The organism is Mesorhizobium prunaredense, assembly GCF_900156895.1.
GTDB classification, from domain to species: domain Bacteria; phylum Pseudomonadota; class Alphaproteobacteria; order Rhizobiales; family Rhizobiaceae; genus Mesorhizobium; species Mesorhizobium prunaredense.
On sequence record NZ_FTPD01000034.1, the window covers coordinates 186571 to 211102 of the forward strand.

Below are 24532 nucleotides of genomic sequence, written 5' to 3' on the forward strand. Positions count from 1 at the left end.
CCATGACCGAGACATTGCAGCTTCATACCAGAGCGCTCTCGCGGCGCAGCTTCCTCATCACCGTCGGCGTCACCGGCATCGCGGTTGCGTTCGGCGGCCTGCTCCAGGATGCCTCGGGCGCCAGCATTGCGCCGATGGTCGAGGGCAGTTACCGGCCGAACGCCTGGCTGACCATCGCGGCCGACGGCACCGTGACCATCATGTCACCCGCATCCGAGATGGGGCAGGGTATCATGACGACGCTGCCGCTGCTCATCGCCGAGGACATGGACGCCGATTGGGACAAGGTTCGCGTCGTCCAGGCTCCGTCTGACGCGGAGAAATACGGCAACCCTGGCTTTTACGGCGTACAGCTCACCGGCGGCAGCGAATCCACGCGGGGCTACTACAATATGCTGCGCCTGGTCGGCGCCCAGACCCGCAAGATCATCCTGGCGAGTGCTGCCGCCATGCTGAACGTTCCGGTGAGCGAACTCACCACGGAGCCCAACCGGGTCGTGCACGCGCAGTCGGGCCGCTCGCTCGACTACGGCGAGGTCGCCGCGGGCGGCACGCTTCCGGATCCGCTGCCGCAGGCGACCGATGCCGATCTGAAGCCGAGCGATCAGTGGCGCTACATCGGAAATCTGACGATACCGCGTGTCGACATACCCTCGAAGGTCGATGGCACCGCGATCTTCGGCATCGACGTGCAGCTTCCGGACATGCTGTACGGAGCGGTGCTGCGGGCGCCCGTTCAGGGCGAGCAGCCGGAAACCATCGACGATGCCGAAGCCAGGGCCGTGCCGGGCATCAGTCACATCGTTCCGCTTCCCTACGGCGTCGGCATCATCGGCGAAACGGTCGAGGCGACGAAGCGGGCCAAGGATCTGCTCAAAATTGTGTGGACCACGTCGTCGCGGATCCGCAGTTACACCAGCGATCGGCTGTTGGAAGAGTATCGCCGCATTGGCCGCGACCTCGCCCAAACTGGCGTCGGCGCTGCCACGCAAGGCGACGCAGAGGCCGCGATCTCAAAGGCCGCAACGGTCATCGCGGTCGATTACATGAGCGACCATGTTCACCATGCGACCATGGAGCCGATGAACGCCACGGCGCTGGTGACCGGCGATACGGTTGAAGTGTGGGCTCCGACGCAAGGCCCAACAGGCACCCAGGGCTTTGCCGCGGAGGTGGCCGGCACCACCCCTGACAAGGTCGAGGTGAACACCACCCTGCTCGGTGGCGGCTTTGGCCGCAAAGCCGAGGCCGACTTCATCATCGATGCAGTGTCGCTGGCCAAGGCGGTGCAGGGCCGACCGGTCAAGGTCATCTGGAGCCGCGAAGACGACGTCCAGCATGGCAAGTACCGGCCGCTCGAGGCACAACATGTGCAGGTCGGGCTCGACGGCGACGGCAACATTATCGGCTGGCGGCACCGGATCGTGGCGGATTCCATTTTTGCCCGCACGATGCCTCAACTGTTCGTGAGCGAAGGCGGCCACGACAGTGTGGTGACCGAGGGCGCGCAATTCAACTATGCCGTCCCTGCGCATCTGATCGAATATATCCGTAGGGATAACGGCCTGGATATAGGCTTCTGGTTCGGGGTCGGGGTTGGCTACACCAGGTTCGGCATCGAATGTGTCATCGACGAAATAGCGACCGCCAAGGGGGTCGATCCTGTGGCGCTTCGGCTGGAGCTCCTGAAGGACCAGCCGCGGGCGCGCAAGGTCATCGAGACCGTCGCCCAGATGGCGGAATGGGACCGCCAACGCGACGGGCGGGCGCTGGGCGTCGCCTATTCCGATGCCTTTGGCTCCCACTGCGCTGAGATCGCCGAGGTTTCGCTTGACCGGGAGACCGGCGAGATCCGCGTGCACACCGTGTGGTGCGCTGTCGATCCGGGGACAGCGGTACAGCCGCGCAACATCGAAGCGCTGATGATTACCGGGATCACAGGCGGTGCCAGCCATGCGTTGCTCGAGCAGATCAACATCGTCAATGGCGAGGTGCAGGAATCGAACTTCGACACCTATCGGGTGATACGCATGTCCGAGGCGCCCGATATCAAGGTCACCGTGATTCCAACGCCCGAGAATCCGATCGGGGGCATCGGTCAGGTCGGCCTGCCGCCGATCGGTCCCGCGATTGCCAACGCGGTGGCGCGGCTCACCGGCGGCGTGCGGCTGCGGCACTATCCGTTCCTGCCGGCGCGTGTGCTGGAGGCGCTCAACGCCTGAATTTGGAGGTGCTGCTCCTCCTCGGTCTCGTCCTGGTGACTCAGGCGACCGCCATCGGCTGGGGAACGCGAGATCTGCTTACGCCCGGTCGTCGGCAAGGCACGGCTTGGCCAGCCGATCCATAAGGAATAGCATTGCTGCTCGATCGGAGGCCACGACCTCACAACAAAGTAGCGCAGGGAGCAACCCATGGGCACAAGGCTGGCTGGCAAGATCGCCATCGTCTCAGGCGGCGCAACGGGAATGGGCAGTGCGGCCTCGGAGCTTTTCGCGGCGGAAGGCGCCAAGGTGGCGATCATCGACCGCAACGGCGAGGCGGCCGCCGCCACCGCTGCAGGAATCAGGGAACGCGGCCATGTCGCCGAGCACTGGGTAGCCGACGTATCGGACGAGGCGCAGGTCGAGGCCGCAGTTAAGGGCGTGAAGGAACAATTCGGCCCGGTCACCACGTTGTTCAATCATGCCGGCACCATTGTCATCAAACCCTTCTTGGAGACCACGCTGCAGGAGTGGGACTGGCTGCATGCCGTCAACGTGCGCTCGATGTTCCTGATGACGCGCGCCGTGCTGCCCGGCATGATCGCCGCCGGCGGTGGTTCCATCGTCTGCACCTCGTCGATCTCGGCGGTGGCGGCGACGCCGATGGAGGTGCTTTACGACACCACCAAGGGCGCCTGCCACATGTTCGCGCGCGCCATCGCGGTCGAGTTCCGCGACCGCAACATCCGCTGCAATGCGGTCTGCCCCGGCTTCATCAGGACACCGCATGGCCTGCGCGAAGTCGCCGACCTCGGCAAGCTCGGTGTCGATGTCTCCGACGCAGCAATGGCCGCGCAGCAAGGGCGGATCGGCGAGCCGGAAGAGGTGGCGAAGGCAGCCCTGTTCCTGGCCAGCGACGAATCCAGCTTCGTCAACGGCGCCCATCTGTTCGTCGACAACGGCTTTACCGCGGTGTGAAAGGCGGAGCGCCGTTACCGTTCTTCGCGGCGAAACGGCTTGAGCAACGCCGAAGGCGCGACCGCGTTGCGCGACATCACCGCCATGGCGACGATGGTGAAGATGAAGGGCAGCATCAGGAACGCCTCATAGGGGATATGGCCGAGCCCGCTCGCCTGCATGCGCAGTTGCAGGGCATCGACGAAGGCGAACAGCAGGGCAGCCCCTGCCGAGCGCCAGGGATCCCAGCGGCCGAAGACGACCAGCGCGATCGCCACCCAGCCACGCCCCGAAACAAGTCCGAAGGTGAAGGCGTTGAACTGCACCATCGACAGGAAAGCCCCGGCCAGCCCCATCAGGGCACCGCCAAGGATCACCGCCTGGAAGCGCGTCGCGATGACGCCGACGCCGGCCGAGTCGGCGGCGCGCGGATTTTCGCCGACCATGCGCACCGACAGGCCCCATGGTGTGCGGTAGAGCACGAAGGCGGCGAGCGGAACGGCTGCCATCGCCATGTAGACCAGCGAAAACTGGTTGAACACCGCCGGTCCGACCACCGGGATGTCGGAGAGAACAGGGATCGGCAGCGTTTCGAAACTCTTGATGCTGGGCGGCACCGATTGCTGGCCGAAGATCAGCCGGTAAAGGAAATAGGCCAGGCCCGACGAGAACAGCGTCACACCGATGCCGCAGACATGCTGGCTGAGGCCGAGAGCCACCGTGAACAGCGCATGCACGGCACCCATCAGCGCACCGGTCAGCACCGCCGCAAGCACGCCGAGCCACAGGCTGCCGCTGAGGCTGGTCGCGGTGAAGCCGGTCATCGCCGACAACAGCATGATGCCTTCGATGCCGAGATTGAGCACGCCGGCCCGCTCGGAGAACATCTCGCCCAGTGTCGCAAAAGCCAAAGGCGTTGCGATGCGGATGATCGCGGCCAGGAAACCGACCTGAAAAATCTGTTCGAGCACGACGCTCATCGTGCGGCTCCGACGCGGCGGATGCGATAGGCCGTGAACAGCAGCGCCACCAGCATGGCGAGCAGCGCGGTGCCCTGGATGACGTCGCTAAGGAAGGCCGGAACGCCGGTGGCCCGCGACATCGCCTCGGCGCCGGTCATGACGGCGGCGAGGAACAGCGCTGCCGGCATCACGCCGAGCGGATTGAGCCTCGCCAACATGGCGACGACGATGCCGGAATAGCCATAGCCCGGCGAGATGTCGCTCATCACCTGGAAATGCACGCCGCCGACCTCGCTGACGCCGGCAAGCCCGGCGAGGGCGCCGGACAGCAGCGCCGTCGAGATCAGCACCCGCTCGACATGGATGCCGCCATAGCGCGCGGCCTCGGGATTTTCGCCGATGACCCTGATCCTGAAGCCGAGCGTCGTGCGCGCAATCAGGAACCAGATGACCGGCGCGGCCAGGAACGCCGCCACGACGCCGAGATGCAGCCGCGTGCCTTCGAGCAGCACCGGAAAATTGGCTGAATCCTCGATCGGCGGCGAGATCGGGTAGCCGCTAAAGCTGTCTTTCCACGGGCCTTCGATCAGCGCCATCAGGGCGTAGAAGATGACCGAGTTGAGCAGCAGTGAGCTGACGACATCATCGACTTTGAATTTCACCCGCAGCGTCGCCGGGACCAGGGCGACCGCAGCGCCGGCGGCGGCGCCGGCGAGCGCCATCAGCAGCATGGCAAGCGGCCCCGGCATCGGAATGGCGCCGACGGCGCAGCTCGCCACCGCACCGGCAAGCAACTGCCCCTCGGCGCCGATGTTCCAGAATTTGGCGCGGAAGGCGACCGCCACGGCAAGGCCGGTGAGGATCATCGGTGTTGCGCGCACCAGCGTTTCGGTGATGGCGTAGCTGTCGCCCAGCGACGCCGAGAACATCACGCCATAGGCGTCGATCACCCCGGCACCGGCCAGCGCGATGAGGCCGCTGCACAGCACCAATGTCGCGCCGATAGCCAGCAACGGCAGAGCCAGGTTGAACCAGGCGGGCGTTGAGGTGCGGGCTTCGAGGCGGAACATCAACTATGGCCCTCCGCCCCGGTCATCATCAGTCCGAGCCGCGCGATCGTGGCGTCGGCGCTGTCCAGCGTGCCGACAATGCGCCCCTCATACATCACCGCAATACGGTCGCAGAGCATCAGCAGCTCTTCGAGATCTTCGCCGATGACGACGATGCCGCAGCCCCTGGCGCGCATGTCGAGGAACTTTTCGTGGATGAAGCGCGCCGCGCCAATGTCGAGGCCGCGCGTCGGCTGCGACACGATCAGCACCTTTGGATCGAAGGCGAGCTCGCGCGCCAGCAGCGCCTTTTGCAGATTGCCGCCGGAAAGCGCTCCGGCCCGCGTCATCGGCCCGGGGCAGCGTATGTCATAGGCCTTGATCTGCGCCTCGGCGAAGGCGCGGATCGCATCTGGCCTGAGCAGGCCGTTGCGGCTGAACGCCGCCGTGCCGATGCGCGGCAGCACCATCGAATCCGCCAGCGGCAGATTGGTGACGAGGCCGGTCGTCATGCGGTCTTCCGGGATGCGCCCGAGACCGAGCGCCTGCACCTCGCGCGACGAGAACCGCGAGACAGCTTTGCCGGCTATCGTCATCCGGCCGGCATCGGGCGCGGTCACGCCGGAGATCACCTCGGCAAGCGCTCGTTGGCCATTGCCCGAGACACCGGCAATGCCAAGGATCTCGCCGGCACGCACAGAGATCGACACGTCGCGCAGCGCCATGCCGGAATGGCGCGACGTCGAGATGGCGTCCAGGGTCAGCACCGCGGCACCCGGTGTCGACGGTCCCCTGGCCGGCGGAACGATCTCGTGGCCGCACATCAGCCGCGCCATCTCCGATGAGGTGGTGCTGGCAGGTGCGTCGACGCGCCCGGTCACGCGGCCGTGCCGCAGCACCACGCAGCGATGGGTCAACGCCCTGACCTCGTTAAGCTTGTGCGAGATGAAGATGATGCCGAGACCCTGGGCCGCCATCGACCGCAGCGCCGAAAACAGCCCGTCGACCTCTGTCGGCGCCAGCACCGCCGTCGGCTCGTCGAGGATCAGCAGCCTTGCACCGCGAAACAGCGCCTTGACGATTTCGAGCCGTTGCTGCTCGCCGATCGAAAGCGCCGAGACGGGACGATTCGGATCGAGCGTGAGCCCATGCTGGCGGCCGATCTCCGCCAGTCGCGCCAGCCCGCCGGCGCGGTCGATCCGGCCCGATTTGCCGGGAATGCCGATCAGCAGGTTTTCCAGCACCGAAAGCCGCGGCGCCAGATGGAAATGCTGGTGCACCATGCCGATACCGGCGGCGAGCGCATCGGCCGAGCTGTTGATCGTCACCGGCCGGCCCTGAACCAGGATCTCGCCGGCGTCGGGCGCATAGGCGCCGAACAGCACGTTCATCAGCGTCGTCTTGCCGGCGCCATTTTCACCGAGCAGCCCGAGAATCTCGCCTTGTGCGACGCTAAGATCGACGCCTTCGTTCGCCATGACGGCGCCGAAGCCCTTGGAGATGCCGCGCATTTCGATGAGAGGGGCGGGCGTTGACAAGAGTGCTCCTGGTGGGAAATGGCGCGGATACCCCTCCCCCTTGAGGGGAGGGTGCCGAGCGAAGCGAGGTGGGAGGGGTCACCTCAACTGCCTCGAATTTTAGACCGACAAGGATGGAGCGCGTCACAGCGGACCCCACCCGGCCCTTCGGGCCACCCTCCCCCTCAAGGGGGAGGGGTAGGTCGCTCAATCCGAAACCGGCGTGTTCTCGTCGACGACGACACGGAAATTGCCGTCGAGGATTTCGGCCTTTTTCTTCTCGACCAGCTCCTTGACGTCGGCGGGCAGCGTCTTGTCGAATTTGTGATAGGGCGCCAGAAAGGAGCCGCCCTTGGCCATGCGCGAGAAATCGCCGTAATCCTGCGCGGTGAAGACGCCGGCCTTGACCAGTTTGATGGCATGCTCGACCGTCGGATACATGTCCCAGACCGGGCCGGTGATCACCGTGTCCGGGCCGAGGTTGGACTGGTCGGACATGTTGGAGATGGCGAGGATCTTCCTCTCGACCGCCGCTTCGATGACGCCGAAACGTTCGGCATAGATCACGTCGACGCCGGCGTCGATCTGGGCGATAGCCGCTTCCTTGGCCTTTGGCGGGTCGAAGAAAGAGCCGATGAAAGCGACCTTCCTCTTGATGTCAGGATTGACCTCGCGGGCGCCGGCAAAGAAGGCATTGACCAGCCGGTTCACTTCCGGAATGCCCATCGCCGCGACGGCGCCGATCATGCCTGATTTCGACATCTTTCCCGCGATCAGGCCGGAGAGATAGGCGGGCTCGTGGATCCAATTGTCGAAGACAGCGAAATTCGGCTCGGCCGGCCCGGCGCCGGAGCCGAACAGGAAGGCGACCTTCGGAAATTGCTTGGCGGTGCGGCGGGATTCGCGTTCGGCAGCGAACGCGTCGCCCAGCACCAGCTCATAGCCGCCTTGCGCATATTCGCGCATCACACGGCTGAAATCGGCCGTCTGCACCTTCTCCGACCATTTGTACTCGATGCCGAGTTCCTTTTCGGCCCTCTGCAGGGCGACATGGATCTGGTGGACCCATGGCTCCTCGGTCGGCGTGGCGAAGATCGCCGCCACCTTGAGCTTCTTGTCCTGCGCCAAGACCTGGCCCGTCAGCATGGCCGCCGCCAGGCCGAGCGCGCCGAGTTCCAGCAAATCGCGTCGCGAAAGCCCTTCGCGTTTTGATTGGATTTTGCTCTTTCCGTTTTCCATTGCATGCCCCTCTGATTGGCGCCATGTCGAGCCGGCTGTTTCTTTGAATTGTTAGGCGAGGGAACTATGGATCGGCGTCCGACCTTTGTCCACATGGTCAAATTTGTCGGGAAGCTGCAGCCGGCTGCCCTCCGTCGCAAAACCACGGCGGCAGTGGATCGCTTGCTCAATGCTTGATGCGATCGCGCATGGCGTACCAGAGCATGCCGAGCACATAGAGCGGGCCGCGCAGGGCGGTACCGCCGGGAAACGGCATTGGCCTCAGCGTCGAAAACAGATCGAGCCGCGACGCATCGCCGGTGATCGCCTCGGCAAGCAGCTTTCCCGACAGCGTCGACAGGACCACGCCCTTGCCGGAATAGCCATGCGCAAAATAGACCTCGCCATAGTGGCCGACATCCGGCAGGCGCGATGTCGTCACCGAGACCAGCCCACCCCAGGCATGATCGATGCGGCGGCCGCGCAATTGCGGAAAGGTCTTTTCCATATGCGGCCGCACGAAGCCGGCAATGTCTGCGGGCGGCGACGGCGTGTAGCGCTCGCCGCCGCCGAACAGCAGGCGGCCGTCCGCCGACAGCCGGTAGTAGTTGACGACGAAGCGTGTGTCGGAAACGGCGGCATTGCTTGGGATGACGTCGCTGGTGTCGTCCAGCGGCTCGGTGGCGATGATGTAGTTGCCGACCGGCATGATGCGGCTGTTGACGCGCGGTTCGAGCCCCTGGAGCAGGGCGTCGCCGGCCAGCACGACATGCCTGGCCCGGACCGAGCCCTTGGTCGTGGAAATCCGGATGGATGGTTCCCGCTCCAGCCGCAGCGCCACCGAATTCTCGTGGATGGTGACGCCTGCCGCTGCCGCGGCGCGGGCAAGACCCAGCGTGTAGTTCAGCGGATGCATATGGCCGCCGAGCTTCTCGTACATCGCGCCGTGATAGGGCGTGTTCACCATTTCACGCGCCTGCGCCGCCGACAGCATCTCGACGTCATGAAAGTCCATCACGCTGGCAAGGCACTCGGCCTCTTCCTCGAGATCGCGCAGGTCGGAGCCGTTGACCGCACCGGCCAGATGGCCGGTGAGCCGGAGGTCGCAATCGATGGCATGGCGCTCGATCAGGTCGAGCACCAGCCCGCGCGCCTTGAGGGCGAGATCGAAAAGCGCCCGCGCCCGTTCGGGCCCATAAAGCTTGACCAGGCCCCTGGCGCCCTTGCGCAGGCCGGGGATGATCTGGCCGCCATTGCGCCCCGACGCCCCCCAGCCGATCTTGCCGCCTTCGAGGAGAACCACCTTCAGCCCGCGCTCGGCGGCATGAAGGGCTGCGGACAGGCCGGTGCAGCCGCCGCCGACCACCACCAGATCGGCGTCGACATCGCCCTGCAGCGCCGGATGATCAGGGGCCGGATTGGCTGTTGCAACATAGTAGGATCTGCCGATATCCAGGCCGGAGTTGAAGCCCATCATCAGACCTTGAGCAACAGGTGGTCGCGTTCCCAGCTGGTGACGACGCTCTGGAACAGGTCGAGCTCGACGCTCTTGACGCGCAGATAGGTCTGGACGAAATCCTCGCCGAGCAAGTCCCGAACCGGACTGCAGGCGGCGAAACGGTCGAGCGCCTCCTCCATGGTTTTGGGCAGCGTGCTCTTGCTGCGATAGGCGTTGCCCGACGCCTCGGGCGAACGCGACAGCTTTTCCTCGACGCCGAGATAGCCGCAGAGCAGCGAGCCGGCCATCGCCAGATAGGGGTTGGCGTCGGCGCCGGGCAGCCGGTTTTCCACCCGCCGCGCGGCCCGCCCGCCGGCCGGCACGCGCAGCCCGCAGGAGCGGTTGTCGTGCGACCACTCGATGTTGGCGGGCGCGCTGTGGTTTGGCCGGATACGGCGGAACGAATTTACGTTCGGCGCAAACAGCGGCATCACCTCGGGAATGTATTTTTGCAGGCCGCCGATGAAATGCCCGAACATCTCGGTGTCGGCATCGTCACGCCCGGCAAACAGCGTATTCCCGGCCTCGTCGACGACCGACATGTGGAGATGCATGGAGCTGCCGGCTTGTGCGGCGATCGGCTTGGCCATGAAGGTCGCATGCATGCCACCTTCCTGCGCGGCCTGGCGCGTCAACCGCTTGAACAGCAGCACCTTGTCGGCCAGCGGCAGCGCCTCGCCATGCAGGAAATTGATCTCGAGCTGCGCCGTGCCCGATTCGTGGATCAGCGTGTCGAGCGGCAGCCCGGCCGCAGCGGCATAGTCGTAGAGCCGCCGGATCACCGGCTCGAATTCCTCCAGCGCCGCCATGTCATAGGGGTGCTGCACGCTTTCTGAGCGGCCATTGCGCCCGACCGGCGCGATCAGCGGCCGATCCGGATCGGGATTGGGCGCGGTCAGATAGAATTCGAGCTCCGGCGCCACCACTGCCCGCCAGCCGCGCTGGCGATAGAGATCGAGCACGGCGCTCAAGACATGACGCGGCGAGGCCATCCACGGCCGGTCGTCCATATGAAACGCATCGGCGAAGACATAGGCTTTTCCCGCTTCGGCGCCCGGCGCAAGGCACAGCGTCGCAACATCCGGCACCATCCGCATGTCGGGGTCCTGATAGCCGAAGCCCTCGTCGTTGGAACCGGAATAACGGCCGTCGATGCAGACCAGGAAGGCGCTGCTCGGCAGATAGAGCGCGCGGTCTTCGAGCGACTTCAGGAACTTGGCCGTCGGCAGGGTCTTACCGCGCAAGACGCCGTTCACATCCGGCACCAGGCACTCGACTTCCCTGATCGCCTGCTGCTCCAGCCATCGCTTCGGATCGTCCGTCGGGGTCATTTGCGGTGCATCGGTTGTCGTGGTGTTGAGCATCAGGTCACGTCCTTACGAGGGCGAGAATGGCTTCGGCGGCGGCGTCCGTTCCCGGCGCCCGCGCCATGGTGGCCGCATTCTCCTTGAGACGAAAGCGCATCTCACCGTCGGCCATTAGGCCAAGGATAGCCTGTTCCAGTTCGTCGTCGCTCCAGCCATCGCGGCTGAGGTGGCGGCCGACGCCGGTTTCCTCGGCGCGTTGCGCATTGTCGTGCCCGTCCCAGCAATAGGGCATGATCAGCGACGGAACGCCGAAACGCAGCGCTTCGCAAAAGCTGTTGTTGCCGCCGTGATGGATGAAGAGATCGGATTTCGCGACAACCGACGGCTGCGGAAACCAGGCGTCGAGATAGACATTGTCCGGAACCGCGCGATAGCTGTCGCGCAGACCGCCGACATTGACGATGAAGCGGGCCGGAAGCCGGTCGAACACGGCGAGCATGCGCTCGATCAGGCCGACATCCATCGCGCCCAGACTGCCGAAGCTGAGATAGACCAGCGGCCCGTCATTGCGTGGAAAGACCGGCACGTCGAACGGCCCTTCCGAACGGACGCAGCCTTCGAGATAGACGAAGCGGGCCGGGTCGAGCGGCTCGGCGCGCTGCCTGCGCACGATGGCTGGGGTCAGCAGCAGATTGAGATCGGGCGAAGCTTCGAGAAAAAGCCCCTTCGGCAAGGGTGCAAGACCGGCGTCGGTCCGAAGCCGGTTGAACCGGTCATGAGCCGGAGCGACGGCTGCCAGATAGCGCGCCTCGAAGGCCGCGCGACTGGGGTCGTCGGCGGCGAGACCGGACAGATAGGGCGGTACATTCGCGTCGGGCAGCTCGGTCTCGGCGCAGGAGACGACGCGCACCCATGGGCAACCGGCGGCAGCCAGCCCCGGAAACATGATGACGTTGTCGAGCACCACGGCGTCCGGCTTCAACCGGGTCAGCAATTGGCGCAGCGGCGCCTCGGCATTGACCGCGGTATCGACGATCGCTTCCCAGGTCGGGGCGACGTAGGTTTCGAGCTGGTCGATCGGGCTCAGCCTGAAATGCGGCAGATGCCGGCGCACGAAAGCCTGCCAATAGCTCTGGCGTTCGCTGTCGGTCAGCGGATCGTCGGTCGGCAGCTGGTATTCCTGAAACCCGTAGTCGGCGAACACGCCGGAAAAGCCGGCGTGACAGATGAACACCGGCCGCGCGCCGCTTGCGCGCAAGGCCTGCGCGATGCCGACGCAATTGAGCGCGGCGCCGAAGCTCGCTTCGGGAAACAACGCGATGGTCGGGCTGGCTTTGCGCGTCACTGTTCTCGTGGTCCTCGTCAATCCGGCCGGCTGATCATGCCGAACAATGCGGGGGCGCCGCGACTGGCCGCCTGCGGTCGCTGGCTGCGGGACATTCGCAGGTGGACGCGAACCAGATCGGCTGCAACCTCATACTGCCGGCTTTCCAACTGGTCGAGTATGGTCAGGTGCTCGCGCAGCGATTGCTTCAGCCGGAAGACGTTGACGCCGGCATAAGTCCCCGGCAGCCGGCGCAGCCTGAGATGGTCCGACAGCGCGTCGGTGACGAAGCGGTTGCTGGAGCCGTCGGCGATCATGCCGTGAAAGTCGATGTCCAGCCGCTGGAACTCTCTGATATCGAATGCGGCGTCGGGCAGCGCCAGCAGCGCCTCCATGCCCTGGCGCAAGACTGCCGCCCGCGTCCCGTCCAGCCGAAAGCCAGGCGCCAGAATGGCGGCGGGTTCCAGCATCAGGCGGAACTCATAGCTTTCCCCTTGTGCCTCCGGATCGTCAGGCGCTCGCCTGAACAGCCACGACTGTCCCGGTGCGCGATCCAGAAGATTTTCGTCTGTCAGTTTCTTTAGCGCTTTTAGTACCGTCTTTCGTTCGGCGCCATAGCGCCGCATCAGCGCGCCGATGGTCACCGTCTGATCCAGTCGGCGCGCCGACCGATCGCGCAGGATCATCTCCGCGAGTTCGTCCTCCTCGGCGCTTGGCAGGTCAGTGGCAAGGGTCGCCTGCTTGGTGAGGTCGACGGCCAACCGATAGCCGGATTCAGCTTCCCAGCGCACGACGCCTTTTTCGGTGAGCAGGCGCAGCGCGGCCCGCACCGGGGTCCGCGAGACGTTGCAGAGCGAGGCGATCTGCTGTTCCGGAAGATGGGCGCCGGCCGCGAAGCCGCGCTGCCGGGCCACATCGAGAATGCGCTGCGCGAGATCAAGATGATTGGTGCGCGGGCGTCTGGCAACGGCTTGCATGGCGTTTCTCGTGAACGGGCTCGACCGCTGCGGTTTGACCGATTGCCCTTGCGGGCGCGATCGGCTGGATTTCGCGGCGATTTTGACAAATTATGGATTGACGTACTTTTTTCTGCAATAGTACTGTGACGTCAATCGGCAACAAAAAAGACCGGGGAACAGGATCGAAGCGGCGGCATGATCGCAAGCGCTGGTCCGACGATTTATTGAATTCGACGATCAACCAGAATGGGAGTCTGTCATGACCGCCACCACCCTGCGGGGCCGTTCGTTAAAAACTTCCGCGATCGCGCTGGGCCTCGCCTTGGCGCTGTCGGCGCCGGCGGCCGCCGCCGACCTTGTCATTTCGAACTGGGACGGCTACATGGCGCCGGACGCCATGGCCGCCTTCAAAGCAGCGACCGGCGTTTCCGGCGAGGTCGTCGTTCACGCCACCAATGAGGAGATCATGGGCAAGCTCGTCGCTTCGGGCGGCAAGGGCTATGACGTGGTCTTCGTTTCCTCGCCCTTCGCCGAAGTGCTGAACAATCTCGGCCTGATCGAGACGATCGACCACGCCAAGGTGCCCAACCTCGCCAATCTCTATCCTGAGGCGGCCAAGCTGCCGCACGACGTCGGCAACAATTTTTCCGTGCCTTACACCTGGGGCACCACTGGCCTCTGCTACCGCTCGGATCTGGTGAAGACGGAGCCGGCCAGCTGGAACGATCTTCTCGCCCCGTCCGATGCACTCAAAGGCAAGACCACGATGCTGGCAACCGACCGCTGGCTGCTTGCCGCCGGGCAGCTCGCCAAGGGCTATTCGGTCAACGAGACCGATCCGGCCAAGCTCGCCGAGGTCAAGGACCTGCTGATCTCGGCCAAGAAGACCTTGCTCGCCTATGACGACACCACCTTCTACTCGAAGCTGGTCTCGGGCGAGGCGCTGATGGTGCAGGCATGGGATGGCTGGTGCAACTATGGCATCGCCGAGAATCCAGAGATTAAGTACGTCATCCCCAAGGAAGGCTCGGACCTGTGGGTCGATACTATGGTGGTGATGAAGGCATCGGCCAACAAGGACGCCGCCTTCCAGTTCATCAACTTCATGCTGGACGCCAAGAACCACGCCTGGGCGGCTCAGAACATCGACTACAAGGTGCCGAACAAGCCGGCTATGGAAAGCCTGCCTGCCGATTTCCTCGCCAAATTCCCAAATATGAGCATGCCTGTGGCCGAGCTGGTCAAGTTCGAGCAGTTGCGCGACGTCGGCGACGCCCAGCGCGACTATTCGAAGATCGTCAGCGAGATCAAGGCGGCGCAGTAGTTTCGGCATCTGGAATCAGGCTTGCGTTCCTTCACGCCCCCCTCTGGCCTGCCGGCCATCTCCCCCTCAAGGGGGGAGATTGGCAGTACCGCCCGCATTCCAACCATTCGAGGCGCTGGAGATTGGCCGCAGGCCGTGGTCCTGCCGATCTCCCCCCTTGAGGGGGAGATGGCCGCCAGGCCAGAGGGGGGTACTCCTCAATGAACTCTTACAGACCCTCTCGCTCCTCCTTGCTGATGGCGCCGGCGCTGGCCTGGCTCACTGCCTTGATGGTGGTGCCATGCGCGCTGGTTCTGGCGCTCGCCTTCTTCCGGCGCGGCATTTATGGCGGCATCGAATACAGCTTCACGCTGGAGAATTTCGGGCTGGTGCTCGACCCGCTCTATGCCGGCATCTTCCTCAATTCGGCGCGCATCGCCGGCACGGCAACGCTGATCGCGGTGGTGATCGGCTATGCCGCCGCCTATGCGATCGCGGCAGCACCGCGCCGGTGGCAGCCGGTGTTCCTGTTCTTCGCCGTCTTGCCTTTCTGGTCCAATTACCTGATCCGCACCTATGCATGGATCGTTCTGCTCAACCGCGAAGGCCTGATCACCCAGCTCTTGCGCTGGTTCGGCTACACCGGCGAGCCGCCGTCGATGCTCTATACCGAAGGCGCCGTCATCGCCGGTCTGGTCTACAATTACCTGCCTTTCGTCATCCTCGCCTGCTACGCGCCGCTATCGCGGCTCAATCCGGAGCTCGCCGAGGCATCGCGCGATCTCGGCGCTTCGGCCATGACCACATTTCGCCGGGTCATCCTGCCACTGACGGTGCCGGGCATCGCCGCCGGGGCGGTGTTCGTCTTCGTGCTGTCGATCGGCAATTTCGTCACGCCGGCACTGCTCGGCGGCGGTCGTTTCCAGATGATCGGCAATCTTGTCTACGACCAGTTCCTGACCGCCAATGACTGGCCGTTCGGCGCAGCGCTGGCGATGGCGCTGATCGCCATCATGCTTTTGGTGCTGACGGCGCAGGCCTTGGCCGCCGATCGCGCCGCGGGCCGTATCGCCCAAGCGAAAGGAGGCGCCGATGACTGAGCGCTCCCCCGCTACACGGCGCACGCTCTGGCTCGTGCTTTCGCTGGTCTTTGCCTTCCTCTACATTCCGATCGCCGTGCTGGTGGCGCTGTCCTTCAACCAAGGCGGGCTGCCGACCGTCTGGTCGGGCTTTTCGCTGAAATGGTATGCCTCGCTCGCCGGAAACGCCGCGATCCTTTCCGCCGCCCTCAACACGCTGATCGTGGCGCTGGTCTCGACAGCCATCGCCACGCTGCTTGGCACCTTGCTGGCCATCGGCGTCGAAATGCGCCGGCAGTACGGAAGCGGCCTCGAGGCGCTGATCTTTGCGCCGATGATCATTCCCGACATCGTGCTGGCGGTCGCGCTGCTCAGCTTCTTTTCCATGCTCGATTTCACGTTGGGCCTGCATACCATCATCCTCGCCCATGTCGTCTTCAACCTCGCCTTCGTCTGCTCGGTGGTGCGCGCGCGGCTGAAGAGCTTCGACTGGTCGATCGTCGAGGCCTCCGCCGATCTCGGCGCCTCGGCCGTCACCACCTTCAGGCGGGTGACATTGCCGGTCATCCTGCCGGCGGTCGTCGCCGGCGCGCTGCTCGCCTTCACCCTTTCGGTCGACGAGTTCATCATCGCGTTCTTCACGGCCGGTGCCGGCCGCGCCTCGACCACGCTGCCGATGCAGATCTATTCGATGATCCGCTTCGGCATCACGCCGGAGATCAATGCATTGGCGACCATCGTCATGGCGGTCTCAATCACCGCGCTGACCCTGTCGCAGCGGCTCAATCGCGGAGTCATCGGCCAATGAGCGAGCCCCGCACGCTGCTGGCGATCGACAAGGTGTCGAAGAACTTTGGCCGGGTGACGGCCGTGGACGGCATCTCGCTCGATATCCGCGAGAACGAGTTTTTCGCTTTGCTCGGACCTTCGGGCTGCGGCAAGACCACGCTGCTGCGCATGCTGGCCGGCTTCGAGACGCCCAATCACGGTCGTATCCTGCTCGACGGCCGCGACATCGCCAAAACCCCGCCCAACAGGCGGCCGGTCAACCTGATGTTCCAGTCCTACGCGCTGTTTCCGCATATGAGCGTCCGCGCCAATGTTTCCTACGGCCTTGAAATGGAACGCCTGCCGGCGAAGGAAATCCGTTCCCGCGTCGACGCCATCCTGGCGACGACCGAGCTCGTCGCCTTCGCCGACCGCAAGCCGGAGCAATTGTCGGGCGGCCAGAAGCAGCGCGTCGCGCTTGCCCGGGCGCTGGTCAAGAGGCCGCGTCTGCTGCTGCTCGACGAGCCGCTCGGTGCGCTCGACAAGAAGTTGCGCGGCGCCATGCAACTGGAGCTGAAGCGCCTGCAGCACGAAGTCGGCATCACCTTCGTCATCGTCACCCATGACCAGGAGGAATCGCTCGTCATGGCCGACCGCATGGCGGTGCTGAGGGACGGCAAGCTGCTGCAATGCGACACGCCGCATGCGGTCTATGAGCGTCCGGCCGACCGTTTCGTCGCCGACTTCATCGGCGTCATGAATTTCGTGCCGGGCAAAGCCGCCGCCGACGGGGTGCTGGCAGCCAATGGTGCGCGGATATCAGGCACGGTTCCCGCAATACTTTCGCCCGGCGCTGCGGCGGTCGCTTCGGTACGGCCCGAGCGTATCCGGCTGTTCCCGCCGCCAGAGACGGCCAACCGTGTTGCCGGCATCGTCGAGGCGCTCGCCTATCACGGGCTCGACCTGCAGCTGCATGTCCGCACCGCTCTGTCACAAAAACCGTTCCTGGTGCGCGTCACCGCCGACGCCGCCGACCGCCGCCCGGTCGCGTCGGGCGATGCGGTCGAGCTCGGCTGGGATGCCGCCGACGTCAGAATTTTCGCAGATTGATTGAAGGAGAACTTTCATGGCGCAGAAGACCATCGCGTTTTTTCCGGAAGCGGCCTACGGCCCGGCGCTCAATTCCGTCGGCATCGCCCAGGCGATCGAGGCGCGCGGCCACAGAGCGGTGTTCCTGTCGGACCCCGGCTTCGTCGACGTCTACAAGGGCTACGGCTTCGAGGCGCATCCGGTGAACCTGTCCGAGCCGATGCCGCCCGAGCAGATGGCAAAATTCTGGGAGGACTTCATCAACGGCCACATCCCGAATTTTCGCAAATCGCCCTACGACCAGATCGACAATTACGTGAAGGACTGCTGGACGGCGATCGTCGACAGCGCCAAATGGGCTGAGAAGGACCTGCCCGGCGTGCTTGCGACGATCAAGCCCGACGTCATCTGCGTCGACAACGTCATCCTGTTCCCGGCGATCAAGCAGTATGGCAAGCCGTGGGTGCGCGTCATCTCCTGCTCGGAAAACGAGATCGAGGACGAGGACATCCCGCCGCATCTGTCCGGCTGCGGCGAGAACGACCACGCCTGCCATCAGCGCTACCGCGACCATTTCAACGCGGTCATCAAGCCGATTCATGACGACTTCAATGCGTTTTTGAAAGCGAACAACGAAGCGCCGTATCCGATCGGCCAGTTCTTCGAGGCCTCGCCCTACCTCAACCTGCTGCTTTATCCCGAGGCGGCAAAGTTCAAGCGCCGCCATCCGCTCGACCCGGCAAAATTCCAGTATCTGGAAGGCTGCGTGCGGCAGGAGAAGCCCTACACCGTGCCGACCTTTGCTGAGAATAATGACGGGCCGCTGCTCTACGTCTCGTTCGGCAGCCTTGGCGCCGGCGATGTCGATCTCTTGAAGCGCATCATCGCGACGCTGGCCAAGACGCGCTACCGGGCGCTGGTCAATGTCGGCGGCTACAAGGACCAATACGCACAAGTGCCCGGCAACGTCATCGTCGAGAGCTGGTTTCCGCAGCCCTCGGTGATCCCGCAGGTCGATGCGGTGATCCACCATGGCGGCAACAACTCGTTCACGGAGTGTCTCTACTTCGGCAAGCCGGCGATCATCATGCCCTATGTCTGGGATGGCCACGACAACGCGACCCGGGTCGAGGAGACCGGCCACGGCTTCGGCATGCAGCGCTACGACTGGAGCGATGCCGAGCTGATCTCGAAAATTGAAGCTTGCCTTGCCGACCCGGCAATCAAGGCCAAGCTGGCGAAGACGTCGGCGCAGATGCAGGCGCAGAACGGCCCGGAGAAAGCGGCGGGGCTGCTGGAGAAGCTGCTGTGAGCGGACTGATGGGTATGGCGTTCCTTCGCGCCCCCCTCTGTCCTGCCGGACATCTCCCCCACTTGGGGGGAGATTGGCTGCGTTATTCGCCGCGCGCATTCTTCAACGCTGATGATTGGCGAAAGCCGACGCGACATCTGATCTCCCCCCAAGTGGGGGAGATGGCCGGTAGGCCAGAGGGGGGCGCCGTAGAGCGCGGGCACCTCAAGCACAAGCATGGCGGAGCTCCCACATGACCTCCTCCGCCCCACACCTCCGCCAAGCCTCGACCCGCACCGACTTCGTCGACTGGGGCGCACAGCCGGACGCGCTGGAAGGTGCTTCGCACTCGACCGGCAGGCTCGTCCACAAGGGGCCGGACAACCAGCCGGAATCCGGCATCTGGGTCTGCACCCCCGGCCGCTGGCGGCTGGCGATCCCGCGCGACGAATTGTGCCATTTCGTTGCCGGCCGCGCGACCTACCGATCGGACGACGGCGAGGTGATAGAAGTCTCCGCCGCCACGGTTGTCATGTTCCCGGCCGGCTGGACCGGCGAGTGCACCGTCCACGAGACCATCCGCAACATCTACATGCTGGCCTGAAGCCAGCCACTGGAGCTTCACGACATGCCGACACCGATCATGAAATCGCCGCTCGCCCTCACCGACCTCGTCGACTGGGGCGTCATCCCCACCATGATCGAGGGAGATTCTCGCACCTCCGGCAAATTGCTGCACAAGGGACCAGAAGGCCGCTCCGAATGTGGGCTCTGGGTCTGCACCCCGGGCAAATGGCACTGCCACGTCACCCGCGACGAATTCTGCCATTTCCTCGAGGGCCGCTGCACCTATGTCCACGAATCCGGCGAGGTGATCGAGATCGAACCGGACACGGCGGCGTTCTTTCCGCAGGACTGGAAGGGCGTTTGCACCGTCCATGAGACCATCAAGAAGGTCTACATGATCCGCTGAGCGAGGTTGAAAGGAAGACCATGGAATTCTCCGCTGACCGGCCGATCTTCTTCATCAATCCGGATTACCGGCCGATGACCGGTGCGGCAAAACCGGTGATCGATCCTGCGACGCTCGAGATCGTCGGCGCCATCGCTGCCGCAGCCGATGGCGAGATCGACGCCGTGCTCACTGCGGCGACCAAGGCGCAAGCGGCGTGGAAGCAGCTCGACACCAAGAGCCGAGCAAAGCACCTGCATGCAGTCGCCAACGCCATCGAGGCGGCCGATTTCACCCGCTGCGCCGAGCTGATGGTGCGCGAGATGGGCAAGCCCTATCCGGAAGCGATCGGCGAGATCGCCAATTGCGCGCCGATCTTCCGCTACTACGCCGAAATGGCGCGCGACGACGCCGGCAAGATCGCCGGCACGACGCAGGCCGGATCGTTCCAGTATGCGCGCTACGAGCCCTACGGCACGTCGGTGCACATCATGCCCTACAATTTCCCGATCCTGTTGATGTGCTGGACCGTTGCCGCCTCGCTTGCCGCCGGCAATGCCTGTGTGATCAAGCCCGCCGAAGCGACGACTTTGTCGACGCTGGATTACATGACCGTGTTCCACTCCCTGCCGGAGGGCCTGGTTTCCTGCCTGCCCGGCGCGGCGGCCACGGCGCAGGCTTTGATCGCCTCCGACCGCACCCATGCGGTTGCCTTCACCGGTTCGGTCGCCGCCGGCAAGGCTGTCGCCGTCGCCTGCGCCGAGCGCATGAAGCCTTGCGTCATCGAGGCCGGCGGCAGCGATCCGCTGATCATCAGCCGACACGCCCCGCTCGACGTGGCGGCCGCCGGCAGCGTCACCGCCGCGTTCCATCTCACCGGCCAGGTCTGCACCTCGGCCGAACGCTTTTTCGTCGTCGATGCCGTTCACGACCGGTTTGTCGAGCTGTTTGCAGAGAAGACACGGGCGCTGCGCATCGGCAACGGCCTCGACAAGACCGAGATCGGGCCGCTGGTCAGCGAGGCGGCGCGGGCAAAAGTCATGCGGCTGGTCGACGATGCGGTGCGCAATGGTGCCAAGGCGATCACCGGCGGGCGCATTCCGCCGGCGCACAATGTCGGCTGGTTCTACGAGCCGACGATCCTGACCGGCGTCACCCCCAACATGGCGATCGTGCGCGAAGAATGTTTCGGACCTGTCGCCGCGATTTGCCGGGTCAAGGATTTCGACGAGGCGATAGAACTTGCCAATGACAGCCCGTTCGGGCTCGGCGCCTCGGTGTTCACCACCGATCTCGCCGAGGCGCATGAGGCTGCGGAGCGGCTTGAAGCCGGCATGGTCTGGGTCAACAATCCGCTGATCGACAATGACGCGCTGCCGTTCGGCGGCTGGAAGGCGTCGGGCATCGGCCGCGAGCTTGGACGCCAGGGGCTGGATGCCTTCCGCCGCTCCAAGATGGTCATCATCGACCACAAGCCGGCGATTCAGGGCTGGTGGTATCCCTATCCCGACAGTTGGTTCCGCGAAGCCGGCGGCCGCAAGCACGTATGAGATGACACAGGGTCAGCGCCGCCAAGGGCCGCCACTTCAGCGCAGCGCTGTCTGCCCGCCAGCGGCGGTGATGACGCCGACGATGATCAGCCCGGTCAGCAACAGACGGACGCCGGCGCTGACGCCGAACGTGTTGAGCATGGTCAAAAGCAGCACTAGGAACAGGGCCGCGCCCCAGACACCCGGCACGTTGGCCTTGCCGCCGGCCACCGACGTGCCGCCGATGACGACGACGGCGATCGAGGCCAGCAGATATTCGTTGCCGATATCGACATTGGCGCCGCGGAAATAGCCGGCGAGCAACGCCCCGTCGAGGCCGCCGAGCGCGCCCGACAGCGTATAGGTGAGGAAACGGATGCGGCCGACATTGACGCCGGCCAGCCACGCTGCGCGGATGTTCTGGCCGATCGCCAACACCGAACGGCCATAGATCATGCGCTGCAGAGCGATTGCAGCACCGATGGAGAACAGCACGGTGAGGATCGCCAGCACCGGAATGCCAAGAATCTGCCAGTTGGTGAAACTGGCGAAGCCCGGCGGCGGCTTGATCTGCAAGCCGCGACCGTAGCTGATGTCGATCGACTGGATGATGAAGCTCGCCGACAGCGTGGCGATGATCGGTGGAATACGCAGCGCCCAGATCAAGAGATAATTGGCGGCGCCGATCGCCATGCCGCAGGCCAGCGCCGCCAGCAGCCCGACGGCGATCATTGAATCATTGCCGTCCATCACCTTCATGGCGACGGCGCTGGCGAGGCCGATATTGGCGGGCAGCGACAGGTCGACATTGCCGGGACCGAGCGTGATCACGAACATCTGGCCGACACCGACGATGACGGTGAAGACGGCGAGCGAAAGTGCTGCCGTGATCATACCGCCGCCGCCATAGCCACCGGTGAAGGTGATCGTCGCCAGCCACACCAGCAGCGCGCCGATGAAGGACCAGATCCAGGGTTTGGCGAGCAGCAGTCGCAACGATGCCATCGCTCACCTCTCCCTGCGGCTGATGAGCACCCGGGCCGCCAGCACGATGATGAGGATGGCGCCATTGGCGGCCACCTGCCAATCGGGCGGGATGTGCATGAAGGTCAGCAGCGGCGACGCGGCCAGCGCCAATGTCAGCGCGCCGATTACCGCACCGATCGGCGACACCCGGCCGCCGACGAATTCGCCGCCGCCAAGGATGACGCCGGCGATCGACAGCAGCGTGTAGCCATTGCCGATATTGGCGTCGGCCGAGGTGGTGATGCCGATCAAGGCCATACCGGACAGCACGCCGAACAGGCCGGCGAGTGCAAACAGCACGATCTTGGTCTTGAGCAGCGACCAGCCGGCGCGTTCGAGTACGGCGGCATTGCCGCCCGATCCGCGCAGGATCACGCCATAAGAAGTGCGCATCAGCCCGAAATAAACAACCGCAGCGATCAGCAACGCCGCAATGATCGGGAAGGGAACCAAAGGCGGCTTGAAAGCCATGAGCGACAGCAGCCAGTCCGGCGCCTTGCCGCCGGGCTTCGGCAGGATCAGGATGGCCAGCCCCTGCCAGACAAAACTCATGCCGAGCGTCACGACGATTGAAGGCAGATTGCGCAGATGGATCAGCGCGCCGAGCAGCGCATAGACGCCGATCGACCCGAGCAGGATCAAGACGCCGACCAGCGGCGTGTCCTTCAGCCACGTCGCCGTGACGCAGCCGACGAAACCGACGAACGTGCCGATCGACAGGTCCAGCTCGTTGCCGGCGATGACGAACATCTGCGCGATCGTCGCCAGGGCGATCGGGACCGCCAAATTGAGCATCAGGCTGAATCCGAAATAGCTGATGGCGCGCGGGTTGAGCCAGGCAATCGCCAGCAGCACCAGCACCAGCGACATCGCAGGCAGCAGCCCGCGCAGCAGGCGCGCCCGCGCCAGCGCGCCGCGCTCGGAAGAACTCTTGGGACCGGTCTCGACAGGTGCTGCCGTCATCTCAGGCCGCGTCGCCGAACGAGGACTGAATGATCTTTTCCTCGGTCAGTTCGTCGCGACCAAGCTTGGCGACGATCCGGCCGTTCTTGAAGACATAGATATGGTGGCAATTGTCGAGCTCTTCGGTTTCCGTGGTGTACCAGAGGAAGGTGCGGCCGCGGCCGGCCTCTTCGCGCACGAGGTCGTAGACTTCGAGCTTGGTGCCGATGTCGACGCCGCGCATCGGATCGTCCATCAGCACGATCTTGGCGTCGGAGCCGAGCGCCCGGGCAAACAGGACCTTCTGCTGGTTGCCGCCGGACAGCGAGAAGATGTTGTTGTTCATGTCGGGGGTGCGGATGCCGATTTTCTTTTGCCAGAAGTCGGCGAGCTCGGCTTCGCGCTGCGGCGAGATCAGCAGGCCGTTGCGCAATCGCGCCAGCGAGCGGATGCCGATGTTTTGCGCAATCGACCACTGCGGGAAAATCCCGTCAGACTGGCGGTCGCCGGCCACCAGCGCCACCGGCGCGGTGACTTCGATGCCGGTCTTGGCGCGAGCCGCAGCGGCGGCGAAGATCGCCAGCAGCAGGTCGGTCTGGCCGTGGCCGGCAAGCCCGGCAAGGCCGATGATCTCGCCGGCATGCGCCACAAGTTCGTTGCCATCCTGTTGCCGCGCCGGGCGGGCCCGGACCCGCAGCGGGCCGGTTTCCGGCTTTTGGATCGCGATTTCGGCCGCGATCTTCTCACGCGCTTCCGCTCCACCCATGGTCGTCACCAGCCTGTCGCGATCGAAAGCCTTAGCCGCATCCGACGCAACGACCTTGCCGTCGCGCATCACCACGATGCGGTCGGCATTCCCGAGCACCTCGCCCAGAACATGCGAGATCAGGATGCAGCTCTTGCCCCCGGCGACAAAACGCCGGACGAAGGCCAGCAACTGGCCGGCCGTGTGCGCGTCGAGCGAGGATGTCGGCTCGTCGAGGATGACCAGCTCGAGCGGATCCTGCGTCACCGTGAAGGCACGCGCCACCTCGACCATCTGCCGCTTGCCGATGGAAAGGTCGCTGGCGATATCGGCGGCGGAGATGCTGTGGTCCGGGAAGATCTCGTCGAGCTTGGCCGTGATGAGATCGGCAGCCTTGCGTCGCCAGCCGAGGCCGCGCAATGCCGGGTGGTTGATACGCGTGTTCTCGGCAACGCTGAGGTTCGGGCAGAGCGAGAGTTCCTGGAACACGCAGCGTATGCCGAGCTGCTGGGCGCGCGGCACCGAATAATTGTCTTCGACGCGGCTGCGCACCGCGATCTGACCGCTCTCGGGTATAAGCGTGCCGGCCACCATATGCATGAGCGTCGACTTGCCCGCGCCATTGTGGCCGACGAGCCCGACGCATTCACCGGAACCGACGTGGAAATCGACGCCGGCGAGCGCCCTGACGGCGCCGAAATGTTTTTCGGCTCCGTCCAGTCTGATGATGTCCATATTGGCGGCGCCGGAATGTTTTTCGGCGCCGTCCAGCCTGACGATGTCTGCGTTAGGCATCCCTAGCGATGTCCGGTTGGC

The 24532-nt window shown here is 64.6% G+C and carries 21 protein-coding genes; 10 read left to right on the plus strand and 11 right to left on the minus strand.

Annotation, left to right across the window (positions count from 1 at the left end; translation table 11 throughout):
* The first annotated feature begins 2 nt into the window (after positions 1 to 2).
* Together BQ8794_RS22525 and BQ8794_RS22530 are read left to right on the plus strand one after the other, a co-directional pair.
* Positions 3 to 2222, plus strand: a complete 2220-nt coding sequence (locus BQ8794_RS22525) for a xanthine dehydrogenase family protein molybdopterin-binding subunit (RefSeq protein ID WP_077380844.1) — start codon at positions 3 to 5, stop codon at positions 2220 to 2222.
* Between the two features lie 189 nt (positions 2223 to 2411).
* The gene (locus BQ8794_RS22530; RefSeq protein ID WP_077380845.1) at positions 2412 to 3179 is read left to right on the plus strand and encodes an SDR family NAD(P)-dependent oxidoreductase; all 768 of its coding nucleotides are present in this window, start codon (positions 2412 to 2414) and stop codon (positions 3177 to 3179) included.
* A 14-nt stretch (positions 3180 to 3193) separates the two neighbouring features.
* Here BQ8794_RS22530 and BQ8794_RS22535 read toward each other — a convergent pair whose 3' ends face one another.
* From BQ8794_RS22535 to BQ8794_RS22570, 8 genes are all read right to left on the minus strand, one after another.
* Positions 3194 to 4138 (minus strand): ABC transporter permease, encoded by a 945-nt coding sequence (locus tag BQ8794_RS22535; protein WP_077380846.1) that lies wholly within the window; start codon positions 4136 to 4138, stop codon positions 3194 to 3196.
* A complete protein-coding gene (locus BQ8794_RS22540) occupies positions 4135 to 5190 on the minus strand; it encodes an ABC transporter permease (RefSeq protein ID WP_077380847.1) in 1056 nt (351 codons plus the stop codon). Before BQ8794_RS22540 ends, BQ8794_RS22535 begins: the two co-directional genes overlap by 4 nt.
* A complete protein-coding gene (locus BQ8794_RS22545) occupies positions 5190 to 6680 on the minus strand; it encodes an ABC transporter ATP-binding protein (RefSeq protein ID WP_077380848.1) in 1491 nt (496 codons plus the stop codon). Before BQ8794_RS22545 ends, BQ8794_RS22540 begins: the two co-directional genes overlap by 1 nt.
* Positions 6681 to 6893: 213 nt before the next feature.
* Entirely contained in the window at positions 6894 to 7925 is a 1032-nt protein-coding gene (locus BQ8794_RS22550; protein WP_077380849.1) for a BMP family protein, read from the minus strand.
* 166 nt (positions 7926 to 8091) lie between these two features.
* Positions 8092 to 9381 (minus strand): NAD(P)/FAD-dependent oxidoreductase, encoded by a 1290-nt coding sequence (locus BQ8794_RS22555; protein ID WP_077380850.1) that lies wholly within the window; start codon positions 9379 to 9381, stop codon positions 8092 to 8094.
* Positions 9381 to 10766, minus strand: a complete 1386-nt coding sequence (locus BQ8794_RS22560; protein ID WP_077380851.1) for a glutamine synthetase family protein — start codon at positions 10764 to 10766, stop codon at positions 9381 to 9383. Before BQ8794_RS22560 ends, BQ8794_RS22555 begins: the two co-directional genes overlap by 1 nt.
* Before the next feature lie 4 nt (positions 10767 to 10770).
* A complete protein-coding gene (locus tag BQ8794_RS22565; RefSeq protein WP_077380852.1) occupies positions 10771 to 12054 on the minus strand; it encodes a nucleotide disphospho-sugar-binding domain-containing protein in 1284 nt (427 codons plus the stop codon).
* A gap of 17 nt (positions 12055 to 12071) precedes the next feature.
* Positions 12072 to 13010, minus strand: coding sequence for a GntR family transcriptional regulator (locus tag BQ8794_RS22570; protein WP_077380853.1), 939 nt, complete (start codon positions 13008 to 13010; stop codon positions 12072 to 12074).
* 241 nt (positions 13011 to 13251) lie between these two features.
* Between BQ8794_RS22570 and BQ8794_RS22575 the strand changes: the two genes are divergently transcribed.
* From BQ8794_RS22575 to BQ8794_RS22615, 8 genes are all read left to right on the plus strand, one after another.
* Entirely contained in the window at positions 13252 to 14316 is a 1065-nt protein-coding gene (locus BQ8794_RS22575) for a polyamine ABC transporter substrate-binding protein (RefSeq protein WP_077380854.1), read from the plus strand.
* Positions 14317 to 14552: 236 nt separating this feature from the next.
* Positions 14553 to 15395 (plus strand): ABC transporter permease, encoded by an 843-nt coding sequence (locus tag BQ8794_RS22580; protein ID WP_077380855.1) that lies wholly within the window; start codon positions 14553 to 14555, stop codon positions 15393 to 15395.
* On the plus strand, positions 15388 to 16182 hold the full coding sequence (locus BQ8794_RS22585; RefSeq protein WP_077380856.1) for an ABC transporter permease: 795 nt from the start codon (positions 15388 to 15390) through the stop codon (positions 16180 to 16182). Before BQ8794_RS22580 ends, BQ8794_RS22585 begins: the two co-directional genes overlap by 8 nt.
* Entirely contained in the window at positions 16179 to 17252 is a 1074-nt protein-coding gene (locus tag BQ8794_RS22590; protein ID WP_077380857.1) for an ABC transporter ATP-binding protein, read from the plus strand. Before BQ8794_RS22585 ends, BQ8794_RS22590 begins: the two co-directional genes overlap by 4 nt.
* A 16-nt stretch (positions 17253 to 17268) precedes the next feature.
* Positions 17269 to 18543 (plus strand): glycosyltransferase, encoded by a 1275-nt coding sequence (locus BQ8794_RS22595; RefSeq protein ID WP_077380858.1) that lies wholly within the window; start codon positions 17269 to 17271, stop codon positions 18541 to 18543.
* A gap of 232 nt (positions 18544 to 18775) precedes the next feature.
* A complete protein-coding gene (locus tag BQ8794_RS22605) occupies positions 18776 to 19126 on the plus strand; it encodes a cupin domain-containing protein (RefSeq protein ID WP_077380860.1) in 351 nt (116 codons plus the stop codon).
* Between the two features lie 24 nt (positions 19127 to 19150).
* Complete coding sequence (locus tag BQ8794_RS22610; protein ID WP_077380861.1) at positions 19151 to 19495, plus strand: cupin domain-containing protein; 345 nt, start codon at positions 19151 to 19153, stop codon at positions 19493 to 19495.
* Positions 19496 to 19515: 20 nt separating this feature from the next.
* A complete protein-coding gene (locus BQ8794_RS22615; protein ID WP_077380862.1) occupies positions 19516 to 21024 on the plus strand; it encodes an aldehyde dehydrogenase family protein in 1509 nt (502 codons plus the stop codon).
* Positions 21025 to 21060: 36 nt separating this feature from the next.
* On the opposite strand, the gene BQ8794_RS22620 is transcribed toward BQ8794_RS22615, so the two are convergent.
* The 3 genes from BQ8794_RS22620 to BQ8794_RS22630 are packed head-to-tail and all read right to left on the minus strand — an operon-like array spanning position 21061 to position 24511.
* Positions 21061 to 22008, minus strand: coding sequence for an ABC transporter permease (locus tag BQ8794_RS22620; protein WP_077380863.1), 948 nt, complete (start codon positions 22006 to 22008; stop codon positions 21061 to 21063).
* A 3-nt stretch (positions 22009 to 22011) separates the two neighbouring features.
* A complete protein-coding gene (locus BQ8794_RS22625) occupies positions 22012 to 22992 on the minus strand; it encodes an ABC transporter permease (RefSeq protein ID WP_077380864.1) in 981 nt (326 codons plus the stop codon).
* 1 nt (position 22993) lies between these two features.
* The gene (locus BQ8794_RS22630) at positions 22994 to 24511 is read right to left on the minus strand and encodes an ATP-binding cassette domain-containing protein (RefSeq protein WP_077380865.1); all 1518 of its coding nucleotides are present in this window, start codon (positions 24509 to 24511) and stop codon (positions 22994 to 22996) included.
* Between the last annotated feature and the right edge of the window lie 21 nt (positions 24512 to 24532).